The sequence below is a fragment of the Pseudomonas sp. RGB genome (genome assembly GCF_007713445.1).
Lineage (GTDB): Bacteria > Pseudomonadota > Gammaproteobacteria > Pseudomonadales > Pseudomonadaceae > Aquipseudomonas.
This window is the reverse complement of sequence record NZ_VMSH01000006.1, coordinates 149,572-170,885: the sequence shown is the minus strand read 5'-3', so window position 1 is coordinate 170,885 and position 21,314 is coordinate 149,572. Positions and strand designations below refer to the sequence as shown.

The following is a 21,314-nucleotide window of genomic DNA, read 5'->3' as shown; positions in this document are numbered from 1 at the left end:
TTGGATGGAGCGCGCAAGTCAGAGGAGGTCATCGATAAACCAGGAGAAGCCTCATTTGCCGATGGATTCAGGTATGAGTCGATCACCTACCGAGTTGAGACAGGTCACTCCCTTTCGCGAGTAACCTGCGATTCATCGCGGTTGACTATTTCTTCCTAGGCTTTCCCGCGTCATCACGCTTATCGCGGACTTGGCCATCTTGATTCCGAGAGCGAGGCTGGACGCCACCTCCCGGCTTCGGAACTGTTACATTTGGATTCAAAGGTCGTCTATCGGTCATGCTGTCATCCTTGGTTACCTACACGGTGAAAGATGGCTCAACCATGAACATTTCTTGTGTCGCAGGCATCTCGAAAATCCACAGCGCCGTTGCTGAGCGTAGACCACGAGCACGGCGAGAGAAGAGGTTGTGTTCAAAATTGCTTGTCGTCGAATGAGTGATGCTAAAACACATCGCTTGGCTACGAGCAATGTGGCGCTCAGGCCTTAGTTATGCCATTACCCCGGTTACGGATTTGTGTACGGAGCCAACCCTCTATTTTTGGCAATCTGCCAACCTGGAGAAGCTTTGGCGTCCATCCTGCAAAGCGGCCATCAGAATGCGGGCCGATTGGCTGAGGCTGTATCTATCATCCTTGCAGGGGATGCTAGGGATAGCGATGGCGAAAGGACGAGATCGTGAAAAGAAATCTGAGCAAGGTACTCATGCCCGATAATTCGCTGTACATCTAGGCTGCGCAAGCGCTGAGGTCTATTATATGGCCGAAGCTGATGGAGTCGAGGGAATTGAGCTAAACGCCTGTGGGTAATGGCTAAGCATCGCTTTCAAGTTTTCACCTATCATCAGCTCCGGGCTTTGTGTAGAGGCGCAAGCGATAAGGCGCCGTTGATGCGCGCCGTATAGTGCGCTTCAGATCAATCAACTAAAGACGTTCGACAAATATCAAGCTTAGTATTGGGGATGTAGTGTTTAAATTTCTTGAAGGCTTTTTCTCACCATTTAAATCAAATCTACCCTTGGTCTTTTTGCTCTTGGGTACTTTGCTTTTGATTTTCGCTTCAGTTTTTGCAGATTGGATAGATTCTTTACCGTACACGTGGAATGGAACCGCAAAAATTCTCAAAGATTTTTCCACTGCGATCATAGGGGCAGGTGTTTTTGCAGCGGTTTTAAAATCGTCGCAATTTTCAGAGATTTTTCAAAAGAATATTCATGACGTTTTTTATAGCCCACACTTTGCAGTTGATCATGAAGAAAATGTAAAGAAATGGAAGATTCTCACTAGCTCCATGTTTGTGAAGTGTTTGCCAGGGATGACCGCCCAAGCTACGGATAAAATAGTAGAAACTTTTTTTGATAATGAGTTGGATTACCATTTTGAAAATATGGAAGTGATTTTTAAGATTGAGATGGTGTCTAAAATAAACGCCAAAATCACTATAAAAACAAAGATGAATGTCGTGGTGTCTCCAGGGCGAACGCCTGATATTTTTCAGAAGGTCAGTGATAGCAATTACCGTTTGCTCTCGTTATTTTTGAATCAGGAAGCCGTTGATGTTGCGGCTGCTACTGCCCCGGTCAAGGGTAGACCTGATTTAAGACAGATGAATATTTCATACGATGTATATTCGAAAGTTTCAGGGTTTAAGGAAACTAATTCTGTTGTGCTTGAACGAGTGACAGAATACACTCAAGATATAGAAAAAGAGCCATATTATGTTTCTGGTTTCGGACGTTACATATCCGGGCTCACTATTGGAATTGAATCTGTTGGATGTAACATTTATTTTTCTGGAACCGGCAGCAAAGTTTTGGACGAAATCAAACCAACAGTTGATGGTCTCGGCATCAAGCGCTGGGTGATGGCAAAAAATGGCGACTTGCTTTTGCCGGGGCAAGGCTATATAATAGTCATTACTAATTAACTTCTATAGGAGTTGCAGATGAAAATGGTCAAAGAGCTGGTTTGATTAGTTTGGTTGCCTCCCACAAGAGCCCGAGCCTTCGCTCGGGCTTTTTATTTTTTGCAAATGCCCCCGCAAAGCATGACCTCATTGGTTAGTGGGTGAAATGACTCCGCACCTTCCACCATACCATTACTGATTTCTTGTAAGCGCCAGCGGAGCGCTCCGGCCCACGATGGGCCAAAGGCTTGAGGATGAGTGCCCGGAGGGCCAAAACCTGGCGCAGTCAGGGTTTGGTTCACGCCAGCCGCACCCCGAAGGGGCAAGCCCAAAGCAGAGGCAATGTGAACCTCCCTCGAACTACTAGGCACGAAGGTCGCCTTCGCTCTCGCGAAGTAGGCTTTGCATCATTACCGAGGCAGTGCCTTCGAGAAAGTGCTCCTGACTGCTGATATCAAACCGCACAGGAATGATGAGAACGACAGATGCCCATTAAAGCTTTGCAGCCGTGTCAACAATCCCGAACGTACGAATCGAAAGGAGCACATCGGATACGTGCAGCTTCCAAACCTGCGCTCCTGGGCATGTATTAATCCTCAGCCAGGATGTGTTTTGCATTACCTAGGAGACGGGCGAGATTTGGCTGCTTGACCAGGTTTATAGCTAGCTCTGGGGGCATGCCAAGGCGTCCGAGCAGGCAAAGCGTAAACAGAACTTGAAGCCGAAGCACCAATGCTACCAATGCCGCTCCCTTCAAAGCCTTCTTCTCACCTTTTTTATCGTAGTGGGCGTGATAGTTTCTGGTGTTTTTGGTGTCCTTTACCATTAATTCGACGGTCGCCTTGCCTCCAAATACTTCAACGAAGGGCTCAAGCAATGCGGTCAGCCGCTCACCTAGTGTCAGCTCATTCGCGAAGCATAGGCGTTGCTTGACCCATTCCCGCTCAGCCTCGGGCACTGCTTCTACGATGCCTGCAAGCTTTTTGCTGAACTCCGCTTTCGACCACCTATACCCTGGTAGCGTCCTGCGATGAAAGGCTTCAAGCGCCTGGGCGATGGCCAGAAACTTTGTATCGTTATAGGCCAAGCCTTCATCCTGGACGGCGAAATAATGATGAAGAGCTGGCATCAGCGTGTCGTATTCGTCCAGCCATGCTTGAAGCATTGCGCTGAACTGCTCGGCAATTTGCGAGTAAGGAAGAAGCATCGCACGAGCGCGCTTTTTCTTGGCGGTCGTCCCATTGTTCAGACTCTGGAAGTAGACGTCCTGCCACCGAGGAATCTTCTCTCCTTCTTCTTGAGAGCTCACGCGGAGCGAATGGATCGCGACGGGGTGCCCAATGCATAGAGCTAGGAAGCGGGTGATCTTGTGCGAGAGAGAGACGAAGAAGGATAGCGACTTGCTGGAGTCGGCTTTGATGGTAAGGCACGCTTGTTGTCGAAGCTCGGTAACTGGGTATTTGACCTTACCTGGGAAGGTAGCCTTCATCCCGATCTCAAGTATGACACCCTCCTGCAGGTGGCATGTGACAGTCGACGGCATGCCAAAGTCGATTACGCAGTCAGAGGGTTTCATCCCCAGGATCGGTCTGAAGGCTGATTTCCCATACCATTCGCTCAGCTCATCCACCGCAAACTCAAACTGGTCGAACTGGCACTCTTCAGGCATTCCCATCCCGATGTAGGCGATCCGAGCGGTGATCAGAGATGTAGCGGCACCGCCGCCGAGCGACAAATTCATGGTTTCATAGGAGCAGTCTTCGAGAGTGGTGTACCCACCTTCGATTTTCCCTATTAGACGACCGATAAACATCTCATCGAATGATACGAACGCGTTTTCATCTGACGTTAGATGGAGTTCAATTCGTCCACCATCCAGGATCTTAAGAATTCCTGGATAGCGTTTATCAGGTTCGGTGGGAGTAAAGAAGAATCCATTTTTTACAGTGGGTTCAGAGACGCGCATCAGTTTACTCCTGGGAGCCTATTAGCGGTGCGTTGAGGCAATGACTGAGCATGAACGTTGGACGTGGGTTTGAGATTTCTGCTGGGAGTTGGATTTGCGGCAGCCGTAACTTACTGAGAGGCAAGTCCAGCGGATCTAACATAATAGCCTCTAACTACGAGACCGGATGGCTGCCGAAGGCCTCGCGAAGTAGGCTCTGCATCGTGTCCGAGGCTGGGCCCTGGAGAAAGTGCTCCTGACTGCTGATGTCGAAGCGCACAGGATTGATGTGAACGACAGTTGCCTCGTGACCCAAAGCACGTAGCGGTAGCTCAGCAGCCGGGTAAACGACCCCAGACGTACCAATCGAAAGGAAGACATCGCATTCCTTGGCGGCAGCTAGACCTGCGCTCCATGCGTCTTCAGGCAGCATCTCGCCAAACCACACAACGCCTGGTCGGACATACCCATTACATACACTGCATCGCGGCGGCTCAATACGACTTCCATCCTCAGGCAGGGCTTCAGTCGTGAGGGGCAACGTAAACGCAAGCCCGCAATCGATGCACCTAGGAGAGTGCAGGCTTCCATGTAGATGAATCACATCCTGGCTGCCAGCTCGCTCGTGTAGGTCATCAACATTTTGGGTGACCACAGTGAGCTTGGGCACATACTTGGTAAGCTCGGCGATAGCGAGATGTGCCCCGTTTGGCTGCGCCTGGATAACCTTCAGCCGGCGCCACTCGTACCATCCCCAACACAGGCTCGGGTCTGCACGAAATGCCTCAGGAGTCGCAAGCTGCGCAGGATCAAACCGCTCCCACAGTCCACTAAGCGCATCACGGAAGGTCGGGATGCCACTCTCCGCTGACGCCCCTGCGCCCGTGAACACAACGACATGCTGAGCCTCACGCAATCGCTCAGCGAGTGAACTGATAGTCACAAACTAATTCCTTGAGATTCGGCAGTTGATCATCGCTCGAGCGGCTTAGACCTGCAGCAGAATTCGAACTGGCCGGAGGCCGCTCATTTCCTGAGCCATTCGGACGCTCTCCCATTTTAACCACTGCAAATATAATATTGCGAAAGCACTCAACGATGGGTAGCATCCACGCAAGGTCTAGAGAACCATCCCCTCCCGCCCATCTTGGGCACGGTAAATCTCTGTTGAACAATTCTTTGCTGCGCTCCTAACTGAGCACTGAATGGCAAGGGGAGGCCCCGTTCTTACATGTGCTCATCATGGAGAAAGGTATGCCTGCTCTCAGTGTTGCCGAAGCAAAAGAATTAGCGCACTACGTAAAACATTCTCACGCTCACATCTTCAATACCGTACCGCTCGGGAAATGGCTGACAGCTATATCGCGTGCCTGTGGGTTCCGTGACTGGAACGTGATGAGTGTCAAAGCACCGAAATTACCTGACTCGTCCAGTAATGATTGGGGAGACTCTGGTCTCGGTTTTGCTGTTGTTTGCGCGCCGGGGCGTGCTACCTCCTACCACTTGATCCATGATCGCAGCAACGCCTGGAACATGGTGCAAGTCGCCGAAAAACTAGCTCAAAGGATCGCCAGCGGTGGAGAACATCGGTTTTCAGGCGCGACTTCAAAGTTTTCGTTGCTAGACCCAGCCGAGCCTATGGAAGACTGGCCAGCCTTCAATCTCCCCATACGAAGAAAGCATTCCACAGCGCTTCCCCCTGTTCAGGTCACGATAGCGGACGGAGAGGTCACTATTTGGCTCTGGTGGCTAAGTCCACGTTACCTGCTTCGCGCAGGCGATCCAGGTGAGCCGGAAACCCTCGCCTTCCACTCTCTGCATGAGCAATCCATGACTCCCAAAAATGAGTGCGTTACAAGCTTGTTTTTGCGTGAGCTGACCGGAAAGGTCTTGCCGAGAAAACATTGCTACTACTGCACCGAGCTTCCAAACGAGCGGCACATTTTCAGGCTGATGCTCGTTCAGGAAGGCAGTCGTGATGGGCAAGCTACCCAATACACCTACGATAATCATGAGTCCGCAGCCAGGCAGAAAATAGCGTTGAACTCGAGCCTTGGGTTGAGTGAGCGGGATGCCCAAGCCGTATCAGCGGTATTCGCCCAATACGATCCTTACTATGAAGAGGATTATTTCGACGACTACTCGCACAACAACGACTAACTCAGCCATTGCCAGCTAGGAATCAATCTATATGTCAACGTATCACTATCAGTGCCAACATTGTTATTGCACCACCAGCATGTGGGAGGTGGAAGATGGCGAAGACGATTTCTATGGCGGTGCCGTTGAAGACTGTGGATGTACCTCGCACCATGGTAGTCAGGATGACGATGATGACTAACGCTTGACGCCTATAGGTCATGACCGCAAGCGGAGCGCGCCGGCCCTTTGGGCCAAAGGCCTGAGGATGGTAACCGTCCGGGGAACACACCTTCCTGAGGTCATCGCTTAAGGCGATGGTGTCCGTCTAAATTTGATTGGACGCCATTTCTAGCCTTTTTAAGCGGACGCCCATGCCACAAGAACGCCGTCCCTATAAAAAACCCACGTCATCGCCGAGTGCGCGCAGGCTGGCACCTCGATTGCCAATGTCGCCTTGACCCAAAACCTCAAATGCAAACCTTGTCCATAAATATATTCGCGGGCACAGGTTGCCTAGCAGCAAGCCTCGTTCCCGAAAAATATGTCAGCCCCAGACAGTGCTGAGTTGAATCTGTTAACACATTTCTGCGAAGATCCGCTACGAAGGACACCAATATGGAAGGAACCAGGCATGATCTGCGCATACTGTAAAAAAGACGCTCCAGCAACTCGTGAGCATGTAATTCCAGCGTTTATATATCGCTTTCAGAAAGAGCTGCAAGCTAAAGTGATTGGCTGGAATGAAGTCGCTAACAAAATGGTTGGCGGAGAGCACCAAGTGAAAGATGTCTGTGAAAAATGCAACGGCGGAGTGCTATCCAGCCTTGACGCTTACGGAAAAGAATTTCTTATCGCCAATGGGTTCTTGACCCAGAATTACATCCAGCGCCGCGCCGAGCTTTCATATGATTATGACAGGTTAGTACGCTGGCTTTTGAAGATATCCTTCAATTCAACTCGCACTGACCAAGGCCACGTCCATTTATTTGAAAAATTCATACCTTATATTTTGAATGGTTCTCCATCACCTCAAAAGATAGATTTTGCAGTGCTGGCAACTCTAGCAGCTCCAGTAACCACTGAAGAACTAAATGGCCAATACAAAGTGTTTGATGATCTTGCAAACGGATCCGGCGTGGTGAATCCATTTTTAATGAGAATCTCCTATGGGCCTAATCAGTACGAAACATTTACATTAAGGGTGATAATGTTCGGCCCATTGACATTTTTCATGCTTATGTATGTACCAGGCGTGTCGGCTGGCGAAGCGTCCATCGAAACCAAGCGGCTATTCAAAGAGTTTTCCAACCTCACTCAGCTGAAGCCTGGAACCACGAAAGCTTTTTTGACTGCTGGCTCCACAACTTGGCTTGATTACTACGCCCCGCAGGTCGACAGAGTCAACGCTCTCGGCACTTACGCGCCTTAATGGACATCGCTGCGGCGCCTTCTACCTAGCGCCCTAGTGTCTAAATTCGAGCTTGCATATTGATTCCAGCGTGCGTTCCCGGGTGGTAACAAAACGGTTTGCAATGAGTGCGCCCTTAGGAGGCGTGTAAGTTAACGACGTGACAAAGAATCGCCCTTGAGCCAGCTGGTGCTACTTGCTGGCAGCGATCAACCAGTGAAGCAAACCTGCAACGCCCCCCGCTGAAGCCATTCGCGCCCAATATCCCTTGCACGTGCAGTTGGCAACCGGGGGTAGCGACACAGCTCAGTTTCCCTAGTGGGCAATCTTGCGCAGCACAGAGTGCCTGACAGTGCAGTTGATACCGCTGGCTTTTATGGAGGCTCGAACCTCCTCTAATTCTACATCTGTAGCGCTAGGGTGCAGGCGCACTTCATGAATGATTTTTTCGAGTGGATAGGCAAGAACATAGCCCTTACCCTTGCGACGAATCACGTCGTGGCTACGAGCTAGTGACTCTGGGGACATGCACGAGGTAATCTCGTCGCTCTCGTGAGACAAAACTCCGCCAACACGTACTTCGTTACGAGCCTCAAACCCCGTCAAAACCGAATACTTTAAGAGATTGAATTCCAGTCTGTACTCATTCTCATGTTTATAGCTCTCATTTTTTACACGGAACGGCTGTTGGCTCGCTTGCGGCTTGAGCTGGTCGTCATAAGTGAGCGTATAGAATTCGGCGGCTTGATTCAGTGGGCGTGGCAAGGAAAGCTCTAGAGCATAGTCGCTGCTAAAGATCGCAACACCTCCTTCGCCATAGTTCTCCCACATTTCGAAAGACTCTTCCCCAGAGTTGTACCAGCAACTCAAATAGGTGCTTTTGCGTCCTACCTCTTTGCTTCCAAGCATCATCTCATCAACTTTCGACATCAGCTCTTGATCTTGGCTAGCTTGGCTTTTCAGGTGTTTGGTAAGAAACGTGTGATCATAATCACCCTCTAGTAAGTCCAATTGATCGCACGCAGCACTTACGTAGATGCCTTTGTCTTCTAGGAGATATTTGAACTTACCTAATGTCAGGTAGCGCATGATCGCTTTTGGTCTTGCCATGTCGTAATCCTCTAAGCGGTATGGGGAAAAGGAAATTGAGCTTCTGGGCACGCCATCCTCAGCAAGCAACCACTTACCTTCGCGACGAAGCAATTTGACCGTGGCAGTAAGGAAGCGCGCCGCACTTTGATACACTCGCTCTTGATCCTGCTGGCCCTTGTAGGGAAGCGTAACTCCTAGGATGAGCATTCCGGTTGAATCGGCGTATTCAGTGGTGTCGACCGTCAAAGCGTCTATCGTGAATTTGCTTGCGTTTGTCTCCGCAATCGCACCGGACAGCTGATTTCTCAGCTTTTGATCCAGCTCGGAGAACACTTCGTCCTCGTGGATCGCGTCCTTGAAGTCACGCACGCCGAAGGCGGCGAGCATCAAGCGCGGATCCGTGGGGCTTCGCTGGGCGACGACAATGAGCTCGTGGTACTCCTCGAACCCTGCCTGACGCGCAAGCGCTTCTTGGGCAGCGGAAAGCTTCATGCCATATTTGCGGGCATGCTGCTTGGCTAGCGATTTGAAAATGCTGAGAAGGGAAAAATCAGACATGGCTGTGCCACCAAAACTATCGACGCTTTGGTTACCGATTGCCTGTTCACCGGGCAGCGTCTAGTTAGGGACATGCCGATGTAAAACGAGGGATATATCTACGATGGGCTATTGCTTCGCGAAACAGGCGCCAGGCGACCATCACCGCCTGGCCGGATCATAGGTCAGTCAAATTCACTCTGCAATAGCCTACGGGAGGGGCGCATCAGGTTGGCTTCGCGAGGAGTGTCTTGGAGAGTTGCTCGGGTATCAGGCACAACCGCAAGCGGAGCGCGCCGGCCCACGATGGGCCAAAGGCGAGAAGATGGAAGCCCGATAGGGCCGTAACCTGGTGCAGCCAGGTTGCGGTTCACGACAGCTGCCCCCTAGCAGGGGGCGAGCCCATAACTCTCCGTTGTGCGATGGTTTCCGCCTACTGGAGGAACTCTCACCCATCCACAAAAAAGTTATGGCTCTGGGTTGAAGCAGCATTTCTTATACTTCTTATTAGAGCCACACGGGCACGGAGCATTTCGGCTAACTTTCTTGGCCGCCCCGTTCCCTGGTATTGCTCTCTGAGAAATGTTGTCTAGTATGTTGTAGGTTTTCATGATTTGTTGAGCAGTCGTTCGCTCATCGCCAGTAAGCGGAACAGATGCATCTATAGCAAAAATTGTCTCAGAGCCCCCTTGATGGCCTTTGGTGTCGGCTCCAAGAACTACGATTTCTTTTGCTTTCTGGAACTTGTACCGCGCTACACATGCGTATAGCTGCATGTAGGCAGTTCGCTCCTGTCTATATTCATCATAGGAGTTGAATCTATGACTCCACGGGAAAAATACGAAGACGTACACTCGGCCTGGATTACAGAGAGAGTAAGTCGTTCGTGCTGAGCGTGTTCCGCTGGGGACTGTATGGAATTTGTCAAATAGGGTAGTTGCAAGGAGGCTACTCGACAGAAGGTTTTCCGACGCCAACACCTGCACAGCATTTGCATGCGTTATGAACGGTAAGTCACTTGCTTCACCTACCTGTGCATCCACAATCCCGTCCGCGAAGCGGGAAATGATTTCATTCCATAGCTTTGCTTCTTTTCTTTGTTGATACCTCAAGGCATATATTACCGTTTTCCTGTAATGATTCCATTCTCCTTCGGGTATCATTAGGAAATTGCCATTGTTTTGAGGTGGGTTGGTAATTTTTCCGAACCCGTTGCCACCATTCTCTTGAAGATAGCATGCAAGTGTTTCCTCTTCTCCAGCGCTGATCAGGAGGTCTTTGTTGCGGATTGCATCCTCTTTAACCTCGAGGTATCGGATGAAGTCTGCAGGTGTGCAAAGCTCTTCTAGGAGAAGTTTTATACCCCCTTCATCTAGCACGTGAACGAAGGTTTTGCTTATGTCTACATCGCCGACGAAGAACGGTTTATCGAGCAACTGTTCTTCATTCGCTCCATAAAGGTAGCCGAGCGAACCACGGCTGCCGGGCCTTATGGCGTCGAAATGCTGCTTGGCATGTTTACCTATTCCTCGGGTTACCGCTATCAGGTGTATTTTGAGATCAGTCCTACTCAAGTCAAAAGGGAATGGCTCATCAAGTTTACTATTGAGGAAGATCTTGTCCGGGTGATTCCTAATGCAACTTTCTGCTCCATGCAGTTGTTTTGCAGATTCCTTGACTGCGGCTCTGTACCATCGGCTCCAAGCAAGTTTGGGGTCATTCTGCTCTTGGAACTTAACGTGCCCCTTGTCGGAAAATAGTATAACCGTGTTATTGAAGTACACGGTGAGGTCGGTAAGCTCTTTTCCTTTTCCTAACGACCGATACAGGCTGGGGTAGCACCACAGGCTAAAAAATGTATTTGAAGCAATCGTGGCAAGAATCTTCTCGCTTTCATTTACACTTGCTTCCTTGTTGATTGGCTTTAACAATCTGCATATCCTTTCTGCCAATATTAGCGGTTGTGAGTTGCTAGCTTTTATGGATATTCATAATTATCTTGGCCTTCGTCTCTGTTGCATATTCGAGGTAGTAGGCTGCATTGTTTTGCTGCTCTAAAAGTTGGCTATGCTTTTCCTGGTCACCTGCGTGTCTGGATTCTTGGATTTTAATTTGCAGGTATTTTATTTCTGCCTGGAGCATGGATATGTTTTTATTCATAAGTTCTAGCTGTACGTTCATTTCGACCCCTTTGTTTTGCCAAGTCACCTACGTCTCGATCTCGAGTGACCGCTGACGTGCTGCGATCTCACGCTTACCGGCCAATTTCGGGTGTAGCGTAGGTGACAGCTTCGAATGTGGCCGCTGACGTGCTGAAGCGTCAACCACTCGGCGATGAACGACATCGCCTGGGTATGGCGCCGATAAACCTTGGCATGTGCTGCTGCAGATAAACGGCAAGGGAGTCTTCTGCCACCTCGAAGTTGTAGACGCGCCAGTAGGCCTCGATGAGATCCTTGTTCCGGCGAAGGTAGTAGCGCCATAGCCAGCCAGGGTACGGCGTCTCGCACTGGAACTTGGCTAAGGCCGGGGCCTCATCCAGCGAAGCTTTAAACCCTTCTGTCTAGGCCAGGAGCAGTAGCAGGGCCACCCCAACGATGATCATGAATATCTTGTCGTAGATGAGCGAGTAGATCGCTGCCGGCGAGGCCCAGTCCCACATGATCCAGCCGAACAGAAAGGCAGGAAGAAGAGCGGAATCAGGAACAGGCCGATTGCCAAATTAATCCGGGCGCCAATAATCTCTGGCAACTTCGACCAAACGCTCGGCACGAGTATCCTCCCAGGAGCCTGGCTGATCAGGTGTATCTCGATGGGAGCTCAGCGGCTCATGCTCAGGGAATGAACGTCGCATGGAGGTCTTCAGGAGGAATACGGAAGGCCAGAAGTAGGCCGGAGATGGAGCGAGTAGGCAGAGCGCATCTGTTCTGGCTGCGGGCAAAGCGCGGAGCGCCTGCAGGATTCACTTGGGGGAAACGTAGTAGCGAACCGATGACTCCAAGAAGCGCTTGTTGAGATACTCCGGCGTGAGCCTGCCGGCCTTTTGGAGTTTGGCAAGGAGCTTCTCGTCAAGAATCACGAGTTCCGGGCTCACTGGCAGTGCTGGGAAACCTTGCTCGTAAAGTGCAACGTTTGAGTCGGGAAGAATGAATTTCTCCCCCATCGTCGTAAAAGGCACCCATGCAGTGTCCTTCAAGAGCTCGCGCCCCCTGATGAAAAACTGTGTGAGCGCCATACCTACAATCATGCGAGCTGTAGCATGTGGATCACCAGTTCCGTTGAAGATTCGGACGGTGTCATTCACCTGCTCAACCTCATCTTTTTCAAGCTGTGCTTGCGAGGGTATGCATGGCGGCGGCTCCATGATCGAGTCGTAGAGCGGCCTTTCTTTGGCTACGCAGTAAGCCCGTGCTGCCAACATGACGAAATACTCGGTGACGATGGGGGATCTCTCGATGCTCCCGTTCTTTCGGAAGCCATCTATCTGCTTTAGGTAATTGTCTTCAGTCGACTTGATCATCCCCTGTTCAGCCTGCTGATCCCATAGCCTGGCTACAACAAAGGCACTCTTGGGCGAGCGCTCTATGGGGGCGCCACCCTGCTTTCTGTGTATGGTGAGGAGATTGTCGTCCTTTAGCCATTCTTTCAGGTGTGCCTGGGGGATCACGTGCTGATTGACTGTGATCCTGTTCGGATTTTTGACGCGATTGCCGTTTTCATCAAGAGTTTCGCTGGGAGCTTCGTGAGGAGAGTGGTCTTTTTGGTACATGCTATGGGCCCATTATTTTTTCGGAGCCGGCGTGCAGCTATCCGCCCGCCGCATTGTGATTAAAGCGCGCCATGCTTCTGCAGCAGGGCATCGAGTACGTTCCATGCGTTGTTGGTAAGGCTTTTCCACTGCGCCAGGGAAAGGTTGTGTAGATTCGAGCGGATGAACTGCATTTGTTGACGTCGACCATCCCTGTTGCACTTGGTGTACGTCTCCAGCTTTTGTGGGTTGAGCTCGACGTGTTGGTAGCTCAAGAGCATCGTATTTAGCTGACGCTGTTGGTACATGATGCGAGTCAAAGGCACCTGCTCATCGGTCTCGATCTCGCGTCCATTCACAAGGTCGAGATCTTTGACGTCTGGAACTCTGAGGTCATGCTTTTCGCAGGTGCAGTAGCTCCAAGCAAAGTGCAGCGCGCACATGTTGAGAAGGGCATCCTCCTTCACGCTGTGCTCCACGCCGTTCAATTTTTCCCAATCGAGTACCCAGGTGGCTTGAAAGTAGAAGCGCTCCAGATGCTGTCGTTTCAAGGTGCGCCAGGCTTCTTCGCCGGGGAACCTGTTCTGGGAGAGCTGCATTAACAGCCAGTCTTTGAAGGCTGCTTTTTCAAGGTAAGCAGGAATGTGATGGTTCCCTTTCTGCTTAAGGCCACGGGTTAGCCTAGAAAGGCTCTGGGTGGCTATCTGCTCCAAACGTTCGTATTCGAGAAGCTCCCAGTGAGAGCGATTCACCATGCTGGCAAGCAGCAGCTCTGCAGAGAGCGAATCTTTTCTCGGGGTTGCTGCAGCCTCAAGCAGAGGCCGTAGGGCGCCGCTAGAAAGCTCGGTAATACGTTTATGTGCCTTGGTGGCGGCAGCTTCGATCCAGTTATCAGGAACGCCGTCCAGAGGCTTGATCAGAAGTTGTGATAGGAATTTCCACGCCAGAATGAGCCTTTGGTGTGTCTCATAAAGCTTGAGGTCTGGCATCGAGCAGAGCAGGGGATCACAGGCTTCCAGCAAGTCGCCATAGCTCTCCCTCTCGTCGTCACGCAAGTGTCCATATAGCTCGGTGAGGAACCGGCGTTTGGCGTCAGCCAGCCTCTCAATCTGGGCCGCTGCGTCACGAAGATGCTGCGGAAACGCTATGGCATTGCTCTTCTCCAGGGCGTTCAGCAGGACGGCGCCCATCGGAGCGATCAGGCTCGACTGGTAGCTACTTTCCGACTCCACGCCCTCTGGCGCGGCAAGCAGCAGTTGGCTCGACCACTGCAGGTATTCACCGGACATGATCGTGCATGTCTCGATGTACGCTTTGAGCTCAGTTTCGTAGGTCGCTCGCTCAGCTTCATTCAGGCTGTCGAGGTGCGCCTGGTAGGCGCCCTCATCAAGGCCAAGGATTTCTTTGAGGCTCTGGATAGCGCGGCTCTTTCGAGCCAGCTCTCCATCAGCGAGCTTCTGGGTTCCCTTGTCGTGCATTTGTCTTCACCATTTTTGGTTACAAGGCCGGAATCGCTTCAGGCTGCGCTTCGAGGATTTCCCGAGTACGCCTGCCCAGCTCCTGGCCGCCGAGTACGCCGACAGTGTAATCGTCGACGGTGATGGCTTGACGCATAGCGTCACGGAAACAAGTGCCCGGCTTCACGTCCTGGATCGCCTGGGCAAGCGCGTTCAGGTAGTCGGGCTCAGAGTGTTTCAGGCGAGCCTGCTGCAAGTGGTAGGAGTCTTTGCCTGCTTGCCAAGCGATGGATGTGGCTTTCTTTAACATGGAGTGCCTCTGCGTTTCGGTTGATTGGAGTTGCGAGGCCAGTGTCTTCGAACCGCCATTCACCTTCGAGCAAGGAATCCGATTTGATTTTTAGGGCCGGTGTCGAGCGCCGCATCAGCGCCTGTCCCCCCGGCCTTTACGGGGCCCCCTTTGCACTTCGAACCGCATGCTTCTCATTCGGTATCTTCAGAAGCGTCACTTAATATTTGTGGGCAAATGAGCAAGCGGAGCGCGCCGGCCCACGATGGGCCAGAGGCTTGAGGATGAAAGCCCGTAGGGCCAAAGCCTGGCGCAGCCCGGCTTTGGTTTACGACAGCCGTCCCCGAAGGGGCAAGCCCCGCAAGTCCGACAATCAGGGAGATATTTAGTTGGAGCTTACCCGCCTGCCAGCAATATCGAAGTCTTCATCTCTTAGCCGCTGAAGTTCTAACACCTCGGCTTCATATTCTTCAACGGCGAGACCGGCCTTGAGACGATTGAGTAATTCGCGCTGTTTACGGTCGAACAGCAGCATGGCTGATGCTAAGTGCACTGACGATACTGTCGCAGCGTAATTAGCGACCTTCTTGAATGCCAGGTGAATGTAGCGCTCAACAGCCTCTGCAGACTTGTGTCCCGTCCACATCATTACTTCGGTAATGAAGGTTTGGCTGCTCAGCAAGGACTGCCTGAATTGATCAGGATTTTCTAGCTCATGCTGTTTAATCAGCTGGACAAATTTATTCGTAATGAAGGCATGCCGGAACATATGCGGAGATATTTTTTCTTTAATACCTGCAGCCTTTTTCAGAAGAGAAATTTCCGAGGTGATTGTGTCCGGAGATATCCCCTTTGCAAAAGTTTGTGATATGAACAGGAAGCCATCGTCTACTTTTCCCTTGACGATCTTTCTGCGCATGAATTCGATGTGTTTTTTGATATCGCTGAGAACCATTTTGTGAACAGGAATGAACCGCTGGCTAGATACCCCTTGCTTCCAAGTCTCTAGCCTAAGCATTGGCTCATCCATCTCCAGTGCATTAAGGATGTCTTTAACCAATATTCTCGAGATTTCCCCCCTGCGTGCACCTGTGTGCTCCAACAGGAGAAGCATGATCTTTCTTCTGGAGTCAATAAATCGTGATTTGGAATCCCTGTCCACCGCGTCCACCAGGCGCTTTATGTTTTCGTCTGAAATCGGGAATATCGACCGAACCCGTCCGCCTAGGCTTAGCGAGTGATGATGTACAAACTCTTTTTTCAGCGTGCGGCCATTCCGATATTTAATCGTAAAGGCGTGCATAGTTATTCTGATTGTCCCGCCGACAGCGACAAAACTTGGATTCTCGTGAAGCCTACCAACAAACTCCAGAAAGGCTAGGCAAACTCTACCTATACCCAGGATTGTAGGCTCAGTCCGTTTATTCGCGGTTGGGTAAATTCGAGACTTTTCGTCTCTAAGGGAATCGATAAACTCTGTAAAACTGGAGTCAGTCAGGTGAATGAAGTCGATGTTGGCATGATAGCAATAACGAACCAAGTGGCTTATCTTGGAGGCGTACTCGCCGAAGGTTCCGCCTTTGGATCCGCGTGTAGATAGGTTGCGGTTGCCGTTGCGACCAGGCCGTTCCATCATCGACAGAATGTACTGATTCACCGGCACACAGGGCGCACCGTTCGGCCAGGTTACAAATGGGACATTGTTGAATGTCCTTGTCTCAATCGTTCCCAGCGCCATGTGGGAAAATAGTGTCGTCTCTTCCAAGACCGAGAACAGCTGGTTTTGGCTTTTCTTCGTCATCTTCTGTATTCATCAAGGTTTACAACAGAAGGGCCATTGGGCGCAGGAATCTTGTCGTAAGGTGGGGCGTTCAGCGATGCCATCGCGGTCAGCGCCTTTATGGCCTCCTGGGCCCGTAATGATCTGACACCTGCGTTCGGCGCATCCCTGACACTTTTGATGTGATCGCGAGCATTGCCGAGAGCGTGAAGCAATGTAAGGTTCGTTTTTTGGTGCAAGGCCAGTTTCTGCTCCAACTCTGCGACTCGCAGCGATAAACCTACCTTGGTTCGTTTGTTGGATCGCTCTTCGCGTCGTTCTGAGGCCTCCAGCGCTTCAAGGGCCGCCATTCGGAGATTGTTTAGCCCGTTGAAACCTGTAGGCAAGTTACTTTCTGCATAAGTCTTCAGAGTGTTCAGGCTGACCGGGGTTGTTGCCTTCGTGTCTCCGCCTACGGTGAAGCTGAGGCTCAGAGCTGCAGTTGAACCCTGGCTTTTCAGGGCCGCCACCAATTCTTTGTTGCCCCTAAAACTGTCGGGAGACCGATGGATTTGTTGCAGGCACTCAACCAGGGTGCAAAGCGCCAACGTGTTGCGTTCTACGCGAGCATCAGTCTTCTTCATGCTGCTGCCTTCATGACCCGAGCTACTACCTTGAAGCGTTTGCCTTCATCGTCCTGGATGAATTCCGGTTCAATTTCCACGGAGCCTTCTTCCATGAGATCCGAAAGGTAATCTTCGAGCTCCTCGGTATCGACAATGGTGAAATCTTCTGTGCCATAGCGGGTTTTCAACAGGGCCGCTAGGCTTTCAAAGCTGGCTTCATCGCCACTGTGGAGTGCTTCGGCCACAAATTGTGCTTTAGCCCCTCGGAGGGTGGCACCATCCACAGATTCGGTGATGTAGTGCCAGACGTGCTGTACATCTGTATGCCCAAGCATCCATTGCAAAGTCTCAAGTCCGCCAAAGCTGCTGGAGTAGAAGAACAGCATTGCGAAGAAGCGGCGAAGCTGATGCTGACGAATGTAGTACCGTTGGCCTTCGTCGTTGGTATCAGTTTCAAAGTAATCACAAAAGAAGTCGAGGTTTTGGTTAAAACCGTAAACAGCAACTTGAGAGAAATCAGCATTACCCTTTCCGGATGGGCTGGCAAACAGTCCCTTAAGTTCGCTTAAGAACCCGATACGCTTAAGGATTTTCTGCATCCTGATGAGGCTTTTAATCATCTTCACGGCAATTGGTTCAATTGGCCGTGCTTCAATCTGACGCGTGCCGAATAGCCGATAGGTACTTTTGCGATTAACAAAAACCAGCCATTGTTCCGTCACGTCCAAACAGTCTGTGACGTGCAGATCCAATAGCTCACCAATGCGCCTTCCCATCAGAGCACCAACAACGACTTGAGAACATCCAATAAGCACTTTTACCAGTTCAATCAGCCCTTGATTAGAGCGAAGCTTGGTAAAGTATTCGGATCTCATACCCTTAGTGGTACTGGCGTATTGTGTTCCTGCGCTACGCCGTGACAACCCAAGGCTTTCCACGCCTATTGAAGTTAGGCGATGACCAACCACCTTCTGGAGCTGTTGATCGGTTAAATCGTTTAGGGACATCTGCTGCTTTTTACAGAACAGTGCCGCTCGGCAATAGCCATCTACGATATCTGAACCATGTTTTAAGTAAAACTCAATAGAGTTTCGCACTGCGCTAAACACAACTTGAGATGGAAGCGTCCTGAATCTTCCTGCGGCCTCCGTTTCAATCGTGAAGTTTTTGGCGCTGATCAAGTCCTCCGTTGAAGGTGCGGGCAAACCAAGGTCGTGCAAATTTCCTAGGCTATAGAGAGTCCTTCTGTACTCGCTGAAATTCGAATCTCCCATCTTTTCCCGACTACCTGTCGCCACAGGAATTGGAAGCAATTCTCGTACAAAATCATCCCCGCTTTGTACGGACAGGATTCCGATAATGGGTTTGTCATCGAACCTACCTTTGAGCGTGTTTCGGTAGACTTCGTTTGATACCGTTACAGAGTTGGGGTTGTATCCCTTGTCACGAGATACTCGATACAACCCCTTCAGATACAGAGCTGCTCTGATTTTTGGTATCAAATTCATTGGGACTTCCAGCACGTTCTCGTCTATTTGCTGTGGAGTAATGATCGCGAGATCAGGCCAGTCTTTAAACGCAAGATCAATCTCAACCTGGCTGGTTTCAAGAACGAGCTTCAAGCAGTAAAGGGACATCCGCTTTGACCAGGCATAAACAGATTCTGCTGTGTCACTGCTAGAACCGATTTCTGAAAGGATCAACTTCAAATTGTCTCTGCCAAGACCGGCTAGGCCATGTTGGGCAAGTTTGAATTGCTCGCAATTAAGCAGCAAGAAGTCGACGATATGCAGTGCGCGTGCAAGCTCACTTGATCGCACACCGCTCGAATTTGAAGCTGAATTAGCCTGGGTTGAGCCTGTCAGAAAATATTTCAAGCCATCCAGAAGCTCTTTATTTTTTTTGTCGATCAAGCGACTGCCGTCGCTGAGCTCTACATCCCATTCGATCCTTTTCGGAGTCTTGAAGCCAAAGCTGTACATCCATACGTTTTCGTCGAAGTCGCTAAGGAGCCAGTCTGTAGACCTCAAAGATTGATAGGCGTCAACGAAGTACGGCTCAAGAAAATCTAATTCAGGCGGCAGCGACATAAATAATGTTCTCCATGCGAGACGGGTTGCAATGAGCTCTGGCTACGTTGAGGTGTTCTTTAAGCAGGGAATCGTTGCCTCGTACGATTTCGTCGCTGACGGCTTTAGATACATCTGCCCAATACTTAGCTTTGCCACATACCTCATGGGCTTTTTCAGAGCTAGCGACGGCGGCCTCCAAGGAAAGCAGGGCGGTCATGATTCCTACATCAATGGAAATGTAAACCTGGCTACTGCGAGACTCGATTTGCTCAGCGCTAGGCTTGTTTTCCGGGTTCCTTAGGTGACTCGGGATATCTTTCAACGCATGGTTTTTCAGGAATCCGTGAAGTTCATCCATGCTCGAAAAATCCGTTGCTTCGAGCAAATAAGGGCTGTCTTTCATCGCTTCGCAGATGAAGCTGCGCTGGAATATTCGGATCCAACGTGTTTGGAAGAAAGACAGGATTGCCTCTGGGAGATACCGGCGAAGCAGTACCGCATCGTAACGAACGTGACCCAGGGCTTTGGCCATTTCAGTAACGCTTTTTGTTCGTAGATAGACCATCACGCCACAGGATGACCGAATCGAAGTAAGCGTTACCCGTTCCAGAAACTGGCGCAGGTCACATTGCAGCATGTGCTGATAGGGGGCGAACTGGTTGAGAAGCACGTCGAGCGATTTGGGCATCGAATTGAATTTGGAGCGATTCCATGCGGGTTGAGTGACGCTACTCGGCGTCGAAAAACCGTATCCACAAGTGATAAACAGTTCCTTGAACGCAGGCTTTCCCGCTAGCCGCAGCGCTTCTCTCAACGGCTCGGTAATCTCGAGAATTTCTTCGATCCACTGCTGGGATTGAGCCGTCAACTGAATAACCTGCTCGCTTAGTTTCTTGCCCCTACGATCCTTAAACCCAATGAGTTTGGCCCCGCTGTCATCCTTGATGTAGCCAATCGAATCCCCGTTGTCATCAAGGAGCATGAGCTTATCAAGAAAGCCGTGGGTGATTTCCGGGTGCTCGGTTACCAGCAGGCATTGATATGGATAGAGCTTGTCGGCAGTCGGCAAGCCGAGTAAACCAGAAACCCTCACTAGGTTGCCGTTGCCAAAATGAGAGTTCAGATAGTTTCTCTCGGCTCGAAAACCATCAGCTTCAAAGGTCGCACAGATGTTTTCTATACCGAGCTGCTCAATCGATTTCAAGGAACCACCCCTGACGATAGGCCGGCCCATTTTGGCCATTGCCTTGCGCTCCCTAACCTTCGAGAGAAGCTGCCGACATTGCTCTGTCGCCCAAAGTTTAATAACCGAAACATCTGTCTCGATGTTATGGAAGATGATCTCAATCGCCTCTTCATCTGTAACGTGAAGTGGTACAGGCGTGATCAGCTTTTCATGCACAACCACACCGTCCTCACGAGTTTTTTTCCTTGTGCCCAAGCCTAGATCTGGCCTCTCCAGCGGCTTAGGAAGTCCACCTTGGTACGGCAAGGCCCAAACGCCGGTTTCGACGAAAATTTCCTCACAGTTGGCGATAAACCGCCTCCAGCTTTTGATCTGGCCATTAATGTTCTTTTTTTCTTCATGAGCCTTGAGGAAAAAATCCTTCATGAAAGCTAGGAAGAACGCCTTGATCATTTGAGGGTGCTGGAAGGTTACAGCGGGCCAATCCTCGCGATGCTCCGCAAGGAATTTCGCCATTTTGTTCACCTCTGTGTACGCAGGGCGGGCCTGCTTCTTAAAAAAAAGTACCCAATGGTTGTAGAAGTCCTCAGTGAAGTCTTTGCCGTGGCTCAACCACAGGCAGGGGAGTCTGAGAAAGTATTCTCGACCCTTCGGAGATGTGACTCCCCAGCCATTCCAATACCGGAGGCTTTCTTCATTCAGTTCCGAGCGGCATTCGTCCCACAGGGATACGTTATCCCGCATGCTTGCCGGATCAGCCCGCAGCTCTTCCATAGCCGGAACTTCTGCCCGCATGACGTTATGCATACCCGCGAACAAGCGAACAAACGATTGACGTGAAGTCGGATCGTTGTCGAGAAAGGAGGTGCTCCTCAGCGCCCCCAGGAAGCCTCTAGCCAGCTTAAAGTACGACGGGCTAGACAGCGTGAGATACGAGACCTTTGCGCCCATGAGATCGCAATAGCACTCGAATAGCTTGATCGGAATCACTGACGGGATGCTTGGAAAATCCTTCGCCGCTCGCTCCATCAGCGCCACTACCTCGGGCGACAGCACTCTGAAAGGATAGTTGGCTAGAGGTGCGGTTTTTCTGATGATTGTCAAAATGATTTTCTCGGCTTGGTGTGCCTTAAGTGTCTGTTTTTAAG

15 protein-coding genes are annotated in these 21,314 nt (G+C 50.7%); 3 read left to right on the top strand and 12 right to left on the bottom strand.

Annotated features, from left to right (window positions below; genetic code table 11):
* The first annotated feature begins 966 nt into the window (after positions 1-966).
* On the top strand, positions 967-1,926 hold the full coding sequence (locus tag FPT15_RS14985) for a hypothetical protein (protein ID WP_145162354.1): 960 nt from the start codon (positions 967-969) through the stop codon (positions 1,924-1,926).
* 568 nt (positions 1,927-2,494) lie between these two features.
* Here FPT15_RS14985 and FPT15_RS14975 read toward each other — a convergent pair.
* On the bottom strand, positions 2,495-3,871 hold the full coding sequence (locus FPT15_RS14975) for a HEPN domain-containing protein (protein ID WP_145162351.1): 1,377 nt from the start codon (positions 3,869-3,871) through the stop codon (positions 2,495-2,497).
* A 154-nt stretch (positions 3,872-4,025) separates the two neighbouring features.
* Complete coding sequence (locus FPT15_RS14970) at positions 4,026-4,793, bottom strand: NAD-dependent deacylase (protein WP_145162348.1); 768 nt, start codon at positions 4,791-4,793, stop codon at positions 4,026-4,028.
* Positions 4,794-5,104: 311 nt separating this feature from the next.
* Between FPT15_RS14970 and FPT15_RS14965 the strand changes: the two genes are divergently transcribed.
* Complete coding sequence (locus FPT15_RS14965; RefSeq protein ID WP_145162344.1) at positions 5,105-6,010, top strand: hypothetical protein; 906 nt, start codon at positions 5,105-5,107, stop codon at positions 6,008-6,010.
* A gap of 613 nt (positions 6,011-6,623) precedes the next feature.
* Positions 6,624-7,421: an HNH endonuclease gene (locus tag FPT15_RS14960; protein WP_145162342.1), complete on the top strand. Its 798-nt coding sequence runs from the start codon at positions 6,624-6,626 to the stop codon at positions 7,419-7,421.
* 294 nt (positions 7,422-7,715) lie between these two features.
* Here FPT15_RS14960 and FPT15_RS29790 read toward each other — a convergent pair whose 3' ends face one another.
* The 10 genes from FPT15_RS29790 to FPT15_RS14905 form a co-directional block, all read right to left on the bottom strand.
* The gene (locus FPT15_RS29790) at positions 7,716-9,050 is read right to left on the bottom strand and encodes a hypothetical protein (RefSeq protein ID WP_178119697.1); all 1,335 of its coding nucleotides are present in this window, start codon (positions 9,048-9,050) and stop codon (positions 7,716-7,718) included.
* 446 nt (positions 9,051-9,496) lie between these two features.
* A complete protein-coding gene (locus FPT15_RS14950; RefSeq protein WP_145162338.1) occupies positions 9,497-10,960 on the bottom strand; it encodes a YecA family protein in 1,464 nt (487 codons plus the stop codon).
* Positions 10,961-11,000: 40 nt separating this feature from the next.
* Entirely contained in the window at positions 11,001-11,237 is a 237-nt protein-coding gene (locus FPT15_RS14945) for a hypothetical protein (protein WP_122677720.1), read from the bottom strand.
* Between the two features lie 754 nt (positions 11,238-11,991).
* Positions 11,992-12,798, bottom strand: a complete 807-nt coding sequence (locus tag FPT15_RS14935; protein ID WP_178119696.1) for a DUF4238 domain-containing protein — start codon at positions 12,796-12,798, stop codon at positions 11,992-11,994.
* 59 nt (positions 12,799-12,857) lie between these two features.
* Positions 12,858-14,255, bottom strand: a complete 1,398-nt coding sequence (locus FPT15_RS14930) for a hypothetical protein (RefSeq protein ID WP_145162335.1) — start codon at positions 14,253-14,255, stop codon at positions 12,858-12,860.
* Positions 14,256-14,274: 19 nt separating this feature from the next.
* Positions 14,275-14,544: a hypothetical protein gene (locus tag FPT15_RS14925; protein ID WP_145162332.1), complete on the bottom strand. Its 270-nt coding sequence runs from the start codon at positions 14,542-14,544 to the stop codon at positions 14,275-14,277.
* A gap of 364 nt (positions 14,545-14,908) precedes the next feature.
* Entirely contained in the window at positions 14,909-16,324 is a 1,416-nt protein-coding gene (locus tag FPT15_RS30030) for a site-specific integrase (protein ID WP_242461446.1), read from the bottom strand.
* The gene (locus FPT15_RS14915; protein ID WP_145162328.1) at positions 16,321-16,926 is read right to left on the bottom strand and encodes a hypothetical protein; all 606 of its coding nucleotides are present in this window, start codon (positions 16,924-16,926) and stop codon (positions 16,321-16,323) included. Before FPT15_RS14915 ends, FPT15_RS30030 begins: the two co-directional genes overlap by 4 nt.
* The gene (locus tag FPT15_RS14910; RefSeq protein ID WP_145162325.1) at positions 16,923-18,998 is read right to left on the bottom strand and encodes a site-specific integrase; all 2,076 of its coding nucleotides are present in this window, start codon (positions 18,996-18,998) and stop codon (positions 16,923-16,925) included. Before FPT15_RS14910 ends, FPT15_RS14915 begins: the two co-directional genes overlap by 4 nt.
* On the bottom strand, positions 18,982-21,270 hold the full coding sequence (locus FPT15_RS14905; RefSeq protein WP_145162322.1) for a hypothetical protein: 2,289 nt from the start codon (positions 21,268-21,270) through the stop codon (positions 18,982-18,984). The genes FPT15_RS14910 and FPT15_RS14905 overlap by 17 nt, the downstream gene beginning before the upstream one ends.
* Positions 21,271-21,314 lie beyond the last annotated feature (44 nt).